This window comes from Rhodococcus sp. T7 (assembly GCF_009872365.1).
In the GTDB taxonomy this organism is placed as follows: Bacteria; Actinomycetota; Actinomycetes; order Mycobacteriales; family Mycobacteriaceae; genus Rhodococcus_F.
This window is the reverse complement of record NZ_WXYH01000122.1, coordinates 45,441-55,629: the sequence shown is the minus strand read 5'-3', so window position 1 is coordinate 55,629 and position 10,189 is coordinate 45,441. Positions and strand designations below refer to the sequence as shown.

Annotated in this window: 9 protein-coding genes; 4 read left to right on the top strand and 5 right to left on the bottom strand. The window is 60.3% G+C overall.

Annotated features, from left to right (window positions below; translation table 11 throughout):
* Window positions 1-205 precede the first annotated feature (205 nt).
* The 3 genes from MLGJGCBP_RS15160 to MLGJGCBP_RS15150 are packed head-to-tail and all read left to right on the top strand — an operon-like array spanning window position 206 to window position 2,913.
* The gene (locus MLGJGCBP_RS15160) at window positions 206-2,074 is read left to right on the top strand and encodes a DUF4012 domain-containing protein (RefSeq protein WP_160096581.1); all 1,869 of its coding nucleotides are present in this window, start codon (window positions 206-208) and stop codon (window positions 2,072-2,074) included.
* A gap of 6 nt (window positions 2,075-2,080) precedes the next feature.
* The gene (locus MLGJGCBP_RS54315; protein WP_160096579.1) at window positions 2,081-2,506 is read left to right on the top strand and encodes a fluoride efflux transporter FluC; all 426 of its coding nucleotides are present in this window, start codon (window positions 2,081-2,083) and stop codon (window positions 2,504-2,506) included.
* On the top strand, window positions 2,503-2,913 hold the full coding sequence (locus tag MLGJGCBP_RS15150; RefSeq protein WP_160096578.1) for a hypothetical protein: 411 nt from the start codon (window positions 2,503-2,505) through the stop codon (window positions 2,911-2,913). Before MLGJGCBP_RS54315 ends, MLGJGCBP_RS15150 begins: the two co-directional genes overlap by 4 nt.
* 20 nt (window positions 2,914-2,933) lie before the next feature.
* On the opposite strand, the gene MLGJGCBP_RS15145 is transcribed toward MLGJGCBP_RS15150, so the two are convergent.
* The 5 genes from MLGJGCBP_RS15145 to rfbB form a co-directional block, all read right to left on the bottom strand.
* Window positions 2,934-3,458, bottom strand: a complete 525-nt coding sequence (locus tag MLGJGCBP_RS15145) for a YdcF family protein (RefSeq protein WP_328799516.1) — start codon at window positions 3,456-3,458, stop codon at window positions 2,934-2,936.
* Window positions 3,459-4,168: 710 nt separating this feature from the next.
* Window positions 4,169-5,494 carry a UDP-glucose dehydrogenase family protein gene (locus MLGJGCBP_RS15140; RefSeq protein WP_160096577.1) on the bottom strand — a complete coding sequence of 442 codons (1,326 nt, stop codon included), beginning with the start codon at window positions 5,492-5,494 and terminating at the stop codon, window positions 4,169-4,171.
* Window positions 5,495-5,587: 93 nt separating this feature from the next.
* On the bottom strand, window positions 5,588-6,454 hold the full coding sequence (rfbA, locus tag MLGJGCBP_RS15135) for a glucose-1-phosphate thymidylyltransferase RfbA (RefSeq protein WP_160096576.1): 867 nt from the start codon (window positions 6,452-6,454) through the stop codon (window positions 5,588-5,590).
* Between the two features lie 48 nt (window positions 6,455-6,502).
* Entirely contained in the window at window positions 6,503-7,117 is a 615-nt protein-coding gene (gene rfbC, locus MLGJGCBP_RS15130) for a dTDP-4-dehydrorhamnose 3,5-epimerase (protein WP_201453069.1), read from the bottom strand.
* A gap of 2 nt (window positions 7,118-7,119) precedes the next feature.
* The gene (gene rfbB / locus MLGJGCBP_RS15125; RefSeq protein ID WP_160096574.1) at window positions 7,120-8,115 is read right to left on the bottom strand and encodes a dTDP-glucose 4,6-dehydratase; all 996 of its coding nucleotides are present in this window, start codon (window positions 8,113-8,115) and stop codon (window positions 7,120-7,122) included.
* A gap of 256 nt (window positions 8,116-8,371) precedes the next feature.
* On the opposite strand from rfbB, the gene MLGJGCBP_RS15120 reads away from it, so the two are divergent.
* The gene (locus tag MLGJGCBP_RS15120) at window positions 8,372-9,502 is read left to right on the top strand and encodes a glycosyltransferase (protein WP_160096573.1); all 1,131 of its coding nucleotides are present in this window, start codon (window positions 8,372-8,374) and stop codon (window positions 9,500-9,502) included.
* Window positions 9,503-10,189 lie beyond the last annotated feature (687 nt).

Below are 10,189 nucleotides of genomic sequence, written 5' to 3'. Positions count from 1 at the left end.
TCGCACCGAGCGTTCAACCCCAACAACATCACGATGCCTCCCCGTGCACGCCGGTGAACCCGACGCTCTCCTACTTTGGGATCTCCAGTGGAGTTCTTTGCGCAGACAATACGGGGCAAACGGTCTGCGTTCCACCCCTGGGGGGCGGCAGAGCGAGCTACCTCACGGTATGGTCTCCTCACCTACCAGACAGGAGCCGATCTGCATGGACGAGAACGTCACGGGCACGTCGGGTAACGACAATCCGGACCCCCGGGACGCTACTCCCCCGGACACCCCTTCCGCCCGGCGCGTACGCAAACGCACCACCGTCCTATCCAAGGCCTACAAGCGCCGGCGCCGCATCATCGCCGGCGGTTCCGTCGCAGCACTGGCCGTCGTCGCGTTCGGCGCCTGGCTCGGGTACACGGCCCGCGAGGCGCAGGCCAATCTCAACGAGGCACGCCATCACGCGCAGCTTGCCAAAGACGCCTTACTGGACGGTAATACAGAAGATGCGCAGCGCACGTCCGCCGACGCGGACAAGTACGCCTCCCGCGCCTACGACAACACGCATTCGATCCCGTGGAGCATCGCCTCGGCCATCCCATGGCTCGGCAGCCCGTTCGAGACGTCGCAGCAGATTTCCGCAGTGGTGCATGGCCTCACGTCCGAGGTGCTGACGCCGGCGGTGGCCGCCGGGACGTCGTTGGCCCCCAACGAGTTGATCGCGACGGGCGGCAAGGTAAACCTGCAGCCGCTACGGGATGCCTCTCCCGTTCTCGACGAGACAGCAGCTGCGGCTAGACAATTGAACATCGAGGCACAGGACATCAACGAGCCCTCGTACCTCGACGCGGTTATCAATGCGAGAACCCAACTTCAAGTTCAGACAGAAGATTTGTCGAAACTAATCGGTAACACGGCACTTGCCGCGAAGGTCGCGCCCGCAATGCTGGGCGCCGACGGCCCCCGCAACTACTTCATGGCGTTCCAAACCAACGCCGAGGCGCGTGGAACCGGCGGCCTGCTGGGCGGCTTTGGTGTCATTCGCGCGAATGACGGTGTGGCACGCGTGGATACCCTGGGACGGAATACAGACCTTGCCGGCGCACCGGCCCCCTTGGATCTGGGCCCGGAGTTCGCCGCGCAATATGGCCGCAGTCGCCCCACCACAGACATCCGTAACAGCAACTTGAGCTCACACTTTCCCTACGCCGCGCAAATCTGGAAATCGATGTGGGCCCAGGAATCAGGCGAACAGGTGGACGGGGCGATTGCCACCGACCCGATCGCCCTGAGCTATCTGCTCGGCGCCATCGGTCCGGTCACCATGCCGGACGGCGAAGTGATCAATGCGGACAACGTTGTGGAACTGACCGAATCGACCGCCTACGTCCGGTTCGCGGACGACAACAACGCGCGTAAGCAGTACCTGCAGACGGTGGCCGCCCGCGTGATCGACAAGATGACCGGTCAGATCCAGTCGCCGCAGAAGCTGCTCGACGCACTCGGTCGCGCTGCCGGTGAGCGCCGCATCGCCGTGTGGAGCTCCCGCCCGGAGGAGCAGGCCGTCCTGGCCGGGACACCGTTGGGCCACACCGTGCCCGAGGACGCCGCACCGTTCGCCGGTGTGGTGATCAACAACCAGGCCGGCGGCAAACTCGACTACCACACCACGCGCGAGATCGACTACACGGCGGAGAGTTGCGCCGGCGACACCCGACGCTCGACGGTCACGGTCAAGCTGACCAACAACACGCCGCCGGGCGACTTCCCCGACTACGTGGCGGGAACGTTCATCAACACCCTCGGGGTTCCGAAGGGCACCAATGTGTCCGCTGTCTCGCTCCTCGCGACGCAGGGCGCTCAGCTGCGGAAAGTGACCGTCGACGGCAAGCCGGCCATGTTCCTCACCGGCAAGGAGCTCGGTCATCCCCTGTTCGACATCCTGGTCCCCGTCAGGCAAGGGCAAAGCACCGAGATCAAGTACGAGCTGACCGAGCCCGCAACGCCCGGCGAGGCACGAGTTCCGGTGCAGCCGCTGGTGGATGATCCGACCGTGACGGTGAACGTGCCCGACTGCGGCGCTTGATTCGGAATGCTCTCCGACGGATCCCGCACCGCCGCCACGGCCCTGGCCGTGGCGGCGGGCGGCGCGTTGGGCGCCGCCCTGCGATACCGAGTGTGGCGGTGCTGGCCCGACGACGCTGCGACGTTTCCGTTCACCACCTTCACCATCAACGTCGTAGGATGCTTCCTCTTCGGTCTGTGCATCGGCGTCATTCCGGATACGGGTCGCGATTCGACGGCCATCGTCCGTGCATTTCTCATGTTTGGCGTTCTCGCGGGTTTCACTACATTCAGTTTCTTTGCGGTACAGGGCGTCACACTCACCTCACCCCGCGTGGGTGTGCTGTGTCTCGCGTTGACGCCCGTTGTGGCTGCCGGTGCGGCGTGGGCCGGCCGGGCGTGCGCGTTCGTTCTCCCGATTCACGCACGTCGTGCGAGGAGGCATGCGCAGTGAACGTGTCGACGTCGATCGACTACGGCTGGTGGGTAGCGGCCGGCGGCGCCGCGGGAGCGATGGTGCACTACCTGGCCGTGACGGCGCTTTGTCCTCGTATCGGTGCGGGCCGAGTCGTACTCCTGCTGACGACGTGTGCGTGCGTGTTGCTCGGCATTGTTGTTGCCTCGGGCCGGAGTGGGGACGGCTACGCGTTCTTCGGCGTCGGGTTTCTCGGTTCCATGGCCCCGTTCACGGCGCTCACCGCGCTGGTTCTCGGCCAAGACGGCGAACGACGATCACGGCGTCGGACGTTTCAATTGGCTTGCTGGGCCGTCTTGGGTGGCGTGTCGATGGCGATTGTGGGGTACATCTTGGCCGATGTGGGGAGCATTGCGTTCGAGAAGATTCCGACGCGCCTGCAGTAACCGGAAGACCGGGGCGCCCGTCAGCACCGCCCCTGTAGGAACGCTTTGGCGAACCCCACCGTCTGATACAGGTATGCGTATTCCCATTCGGCCAGGCTGAAGTTGTAGTCGCGCGGAACGGGGTGCATGACGATCTCACCATCGAAGCACTGGGAGAAGATGTATCTCGCCCGTGGAAGGTGGTAACGCCAGGTAATCACCAGGATGCTGCTCCACCCGTTTCTTTCCGCGAGGTCCCGGGTGAACTGAGCCTCGCCTCGTGTCGTCGCGGGGATTGGGGGGATGCACGTGACGGTGAAGCGTGGGTCCTTCGTCGCACAGAGCGCGACCATTTTCTTGTCGCCCGTCCCATAGGCGTTGGACAGCACCAGATTCTTCGACACGCCCCGGCGCGCAAGCCCTATAGCGTATTCCTCGCGCCCGTCGTGCTCGCCGCCGAGCACGATGATGGCGTCAACGGGTTTCACAGGATCAACGTGAGACTTGGTGTACACGAAGTAGCCCGCGATACCCACGCCGCCGATGACCATAGCGAGCACGCTCACCGCGCCCACTAGGAGTGTGACAAACCGTCGCACTACCTCAGCCTAGTTAGCAACATGAAAAATCGCCGGATCATCGGAGCTCCTGTGGCAGGCCGTGGTTGGATTCATAAGTTCGTCGGGGTTGTTGCCAGGCGGTGTCGGCGAGGTTGCATCCGCAGGCGGCGTCGAGTGCATCTCGCGGACTACCGGCAAAGGCGCCATTGGGCAGGACGGAGTCCTGGTACTCGTCGGTGCTGACGAGGTAGATCGTGAATCCCCACCGACTGGCCGATCCACCTTAGCGCAGTCGCATCAGCGTCATCAAGGTTGCGTCAGTCAGCACGTCGTCGACGTAGACAGACATAGACAAAGGTGCCGTGAAGCGCGTGTTGATCATGGCCAGCTGTGACCACCTGCCTGGGCCCGCCCTGCAGTTTCCAGCGCAGCGAGCTCTTCGTCGATTCCGGGGGTGCGGCCATGCCTGCGATAGTGCCCGATCGCGCTGATTTTCGCAGTGGCCGGCGTGTCTCAGCCCGAAGTATCTGCGGCCGGTGTGATGCATGTGCCGTGAGTGGTTCCTGTTGTTCTCGGAGGGAATGCGTCGTTGCCGGTCAAGTAGCGATACACCACCACCGAGCTACACCGACACCTCGAACGGCTCGACGACGACCGAACCCTACGGGCATGACCCCTGACGAACTTTGAATCCAACGATTAATGGCGCTCCGTGCCTATGGCCGTCCCAGTCCACGGTACGTCCATCCGGATTCGCGCCACTGTCGAGGATCTAAGCAGTTGCGACCGTCGATGAGAACATTCTTGCGCACCACAGCTTCGAGGTCCGATGGCTGCAGCTTCTGGAACTCGGGCCACTCTGTCAGTACGAGAACAACATCGGCGCCCTCGCAAGCATCCAGCGTCGTATTTGCATATCCAAGCGTCGGGAATAGAGCGCGCGAGTTGTCCATCGCCTTCGGGTCATAGACAGTCACTGTCGCGCCCTGCAGCTGGATCTGGCCTGCCACGTTCAAAGCAGGCGAGTCTCGGACGTCATCAGAGTCAGGTTTGAACGCAGCACCAAGTACGGCTACCCGCGCGCCCAAGAGCGATCCGCAGGCTTCCCGAGCCATCTCGACCATACGAGTTCGGCGTCGCATATTGATGTTGTCAACCTCACGAAGAAAAGTAAGAGCCTGATCTGCGCCGAGTTCGCCCGCACGTGCCATAAAGGCCCGGATGTCCTTTGGGAGACAACCACCGCCAAATCCGACCCCTGCATTCAGGAAGCGACGACCGATGCGTGCGTCGTGGCCGATCGCGTCCGCTAACACCGTCACGTCAGCTCCTGCTGCCTCGCATACCTCAGATATCGCGTTGATGAACGAAATCTTTGTGGCGAGAAATGCATTCGCGGATGTCTTTACGAGTTCAGCTGTCGCCAGGTCGGTGACGAGAAACGGGATGTCTTCGTCGAGGAGGTTTGCGTAGATTTTACGTGCAACCTCCTCGGCGCGTCCGGGACAGACGCGGTCGACACCGAGCACTAAGCGGTCGGGGTGCAGCGTGTCTTGGACAGCGAAGCCTTCACGAAGAAACTCGGGGTTCCATGCCACCTCGAGACCATCCCCGGCTGGCGACAGCTCGCGCGCTAGTACGCCTAACCGCTCGGCGGTGCCCACGGGAACAGTCGACTTACCGAAGATTACTGCGGGACCGGTAATCAATGGTGCCAAATTTGTGATAACGGCGTCGACGTACTTCAGGTCCGCGGCGAACTCTCCCTTCTTCTGCGGCGTGCCGACACCAAGGAAGTGGACGTCAGCGAAGGCCGCGGCCTCGTCGTATGAGGCGGTGAAGCGTAGGCGCCCGGCGGCGATATTTCGCCGCAGAACCTCTTCTAGGCCGGGTTCGTAGAAAGGAACCTCGCCGGCCTCAAGTTTCTTGAGCTTGGCGGTATCGACATCAACACCTAGGACATCGTGACCCAGCTCCGCCATGCAAGCGGCGTGAGTCGCCCCGAGATATCCGGTTCCGAAGACTGCAATGCGTGTGGTCATGTGCTCATTCGTTTCTGTCCAGTGAGATTGTTGTCGGTTCATCCGCGAATGCTGGGGCGGAGCGCAAGCATCTACAGCGATTCGGCGATTGGACTAGCGATAATCAAGGAGCTCTAGCAGATAGGAGCCGTAGCCAGACTTCACCAGCTTCTCAGCGCGCACTCGGAATTCGTCGTCCGAGATGAACCCTTGCCGCCACGCGGCTTCCTCCGGCGCGCCAATCTTCAAACCCTGCCGCTGCTCGATGGTGCGGACGTAGTTCGACGCTTCGAGAAGTGAGTCGAAAGTGCCTGTATCAAGCCAGGCAGTACCACGGGGGAGGACATCGACGTTAAGACGATCCTGCTCGAGGTAGGCGCGGTTCACATCCGTGATTTCGTACTCGCCACGGTCGGACGGCCGGAGGCTCTTTGCGATCTCCACCACGTCGTTGTCGTAGAAGTACAATCCAGGCACCGCGAAATTGGACTTGGGAGTTGCCGGCTTCTCTTCGAGGGACAGCGCACGGCGCCGGTCGTCGAATTCGACCACACCGTAGGCGGACGGATCCGCAACCCAGTAGGCGAAGATGGAGCCGCCGTCCAGTTGATCGAATCGGCCGAGTTGGTTGCCGAGGCCGGAACCGTAGAAGATGTTGTCGCCCAGAACCAAGGCGGCGGAGTCGCTGCCGATGTGGTCGGCTCCCAGCACAAATGCCTGCGCGAGCCCGTTCGGTTCCTGCTGCACTGCGTAGCTGAGACTTACCCCGAACTGAGATCCGTCCCCGAGTAGACGCTGGAACTGTTCGGCGTCGTGCGGCGTGGTGATTACCAGGATTTCGCGGATGCCGGCGAGCATCAGTGTCGTGAGCGGGTAGTAGATCATCGGCTTGTCGTAGACTGGTACGAGCTGCTTGCTGATTCCGATGGTGATCGGGTGCAGGCGAGTGCCGGAACCGCCGGCCAGGATAATGCCTTTCATGCGCGAATCTCCTTCACACCAGGTGTCGTGTAAGTTTCCTGAGCTTCGTTAGGTGAGGCCATTCATCCACTCCCTCACGCCGTCATACCTGGGCAGCAGTCCCTGGTTCGTTGCATCAGACAGAGAGGGCGCTGATGCGTCCTTCTCCGACAGGATCAGTTCGAGTGCGAATCCCGACCGCGAGGTTATCGGCCACTGGATTCCTATCTCAGGGTCGAGCGGGTTGATTCCATGTTCGCGGCCAGGCTGGTAGCCCGACGAGCACAGGTATACCACTGTCGAATCATCATCCAGAGAGAGGAACGCATGACCCAGCCCTTCGGATAAGTAGATTGCACGGCGATCCAGATCGTCGAGTAGAACCGAGTCCCACGACCCGAAGGTGGGTGATCCCACACGTATATCGACGACAACATCCAGAACTGCTCCCCTGACGCAGGTGACGTACTTAGCTTGGCCAGGAGGCACATCCGCGAAGTGGACACCCCGGAGAACCCCCGCCGCCGAGACCGAGCAGTTTGCCTGCGCGAGGTGCAGTGGATGTCCTACTGCCTCCACGAATGTGGATTCTTTGAACCATTCGAGGAAAACTCCCCGGTCGTCCCCGAACTGCTTGGGAGTGAGTTCCCACGAGCCCGGTACCTTCAGCTCTCGAACATCCACTGTCATGCCCCCTGCGCCTGGTAACGCGCCTCTACGGCGTCCTTATCGTTCTCCCACCAGTTCCGGTTATCCCGATACCAGTCGATGGTGGCTTGCAGGCCTTCACGAAAGTTTGTGTAGTGCGGGTGCCAGCCGAGTTCGTCGCGCATTGTCGACGAGTCAATGGCATATCGCATGTCGTGCCCCGGCCGGTCGATGACGTGTTCGAAGTCGCCGGGGTCTCTGCCCATCAGTTCCAGAATCATTCGGACGACCGACTGGTTGTCGAGTTCGCCGTTGGCACCGATGAGGTAAGTTCGCCCGATCGACCCCGACTCGAGGATCCGCCAGACGGCAGTGTTGTGGTCTTCAACGTGGATCCAGTCGCGAACATTCTTTCCCGCGCCGTACAGCTTCGGACGAGCGCCTAAGAGAATGTTCGTGATCTGACGAGGGATGAACTTCTCGATGTGCTGGTAGGGCCCGTAATTGTTGGAGCAGTTGGACAGTGTCGCCTGGACGCCAAATGATCGCACCCAGGCACGAACGAGCATGTCAGAGGCAGCCTTCGTCGAAGAGTACGGACTAGATGGGTTGTATGGCGTGCGGTCCGTGAACTTTGTCGGATCATCCAACGCCAGATCGCCATACACCTCGTCGGTCGAGACGTGGTGATACCTCACATCGTACCTACGCACCGCTTCCAGGAGGGTGTAGGTGCCAATGACGTTCGTCTGCACAAATGGCCATGGATCCGCAAGCGAGTTGTCGTTGTGGGATTCTGCGGCGAAGTGGACGACCACGTCAGAGCCTGAAACGAGTTCGTTCACCAGCGCCACGTCAGTGATGTCGCCTTCCACGACCTTGACCGCATCGCAAACCGCCGATAGCGAGCTTCGCGAACCCGCGTACGTAAACGCATCGAGCACGGTTATCTCGACTCCACCGCGCGTGCGCGCGGTAGCGTTCACAAAGTTTGATCCAATGAAACCAGCACCACCAGTGACTAAAATACGCACGAAATCCCCTTGAGGTTGGGTGAGGTACCCGCTGAGTTTAGCGAGGCGCCGCGAAATCTGCTGAGGACGAACCCGCCGGGACCTAGTTTACGTCGTGCAGCCAACGCGCGCGCGTCCGCAGTCATGAGGTCAGTCGTGCGAACCGCTACACGCCGTAATAGGATACTCGAGGCCTCGCCGATCACCTTAAGTGAGGCCCAAAAGGCCGCGCGAAACCAACGCACGGATCAGTGACGACAACCGGAGGACGAGCCTCGTGGGCAAATCAGTTGCGATTATTGGCACCCGGGGTTACCCGAGCTACTACGGCGGGTTTGAAACGTTGTTACGTCAGCTAGCCCCCTATCTCACAGATCGAGGCTGGGACGTCACGGTATACGGACGCGACGGATCAACCAGGATTGATGACCCCGAGCATGATCGTCGGATCCACAGCGTTGTCACGAAGGGCGTAGAGAGTAAATCGCTCAGCACTTTAACATATGGCTTCTCGTCGTCAGTTCACGCTAGTCGAAGCCGTCCCGATGTCGCGCTCGTAATGAATGTCGCAAATGGATACTGGCTACCTCTACTCAAAGCACGGGGGATCCCGACAGTTGTAAATGTGGACGGAATCGAGTGGGAGCGCGCCAAGTGGGGTCGGGCAGCAAGAGCTGTCTTCAAGTGCGGAGCACACCTCACAGCGAAGATTGGTGACCACCTCATTTTCGACTCGCGGGAGATCGCTCGTCGGTGGAAAGCAGAATTTCATCGCGACGGGACATTCATTCCTTACGGAGGAACAGTCCCCGAAGCCCTCCGACCAGTAGAGGGGCTGAGATCCCGAACGTACGCACTTATGGTTGCGCGCTTTGTTCCCGAAAATACCGTCGAAGAGTTCTTCCTCGCGGCACACGAATTAGGCAAGACACACGACGTTGTTATCGTCGGATCCTCGGGATATAGCGGAGAGCTCGACGTTAAAGCGAAAGAACTCTCTGATGGGTCCGACAAAATACATTGGCTGGGCCATATCAGTAACGACAATATACTGTTCTCGCTTTGGCAAAATGCAGGGGTCTACTTCCATGGCCACAGCGTTGGAGGTACCAATCCGGCTCTTATTCAGGCAATGGCGTGCGGCGCGCCGATCGTTGCCCGAGATACGGTGTTCAATCGAGAAGTACTAGGTGCAACTGGGATCTACGTCCAGCCTGAGGCGCACGCGATCGCAGACGCTCTCGCACGTGTCCTGCAGAGACCTGACCTACAGAATGAATTGCGAGAGAACTCAACCACTCGACAGCAAGATGGATACACGTGGGAATCCGTGTGCCGTGACTACGAGGAGGCACTTCTGGCCAAGCTTAGCCCTAAACTTATGGAAACAACCCGTTCTGCCGAGTAGGGCACATTACACCCGCCGCACAAATTCTTCCTCGGAAAAGAAAAACGACCGCGGCTCGGGACATCCTCATCGAGAAGCCAAACCAAACCCGCGTCGAATCCAAAACAAGAGAACGAGCCTAAGCGCTGAACGAACGACTGGCGAGTGCCGTGTAATTGCGCTAACGCGCCCACTCGGCATGACGCCTCCACGATTCCTGCACATTCCACGTTCGTGACAATATGGTCAATTGGATGGCAATACCAAAAGCCTCCGCGATGACCTCGCCCAGAACTGCGCCTCGCGCACCAACCCCCATGGAAAGCATTAATACCGCTGGAACTCCCAGCAACGCGCATAGAGCGACCGAGACAGTAATCGAATTGGCGCGACCGGCACCGACGAGCCCAAGGCCAAGACCACGTGACACACATATCAGAAATAGCAGGAGCCCAGACAGGCCAGAAAGAAGAAAGTCGATATGCACCGCCCCGGAGAACAGGAGCGACGCTACGCTTGGAGCCGTGATGGCGAATACCAGACCAGCCGCGAGACCAAGTACCGCATTATATCGCACGGAAGACTTCGCCCGAGCCGATCTCACCGATCTGTCCGCTGAACCAATCCAACTCTGCAGCCGGCTAGGGACCCCCGACAAAACATTTAAAACCATTCGCATCAACCTATCGGCGGCGCTGAATTCAGGGA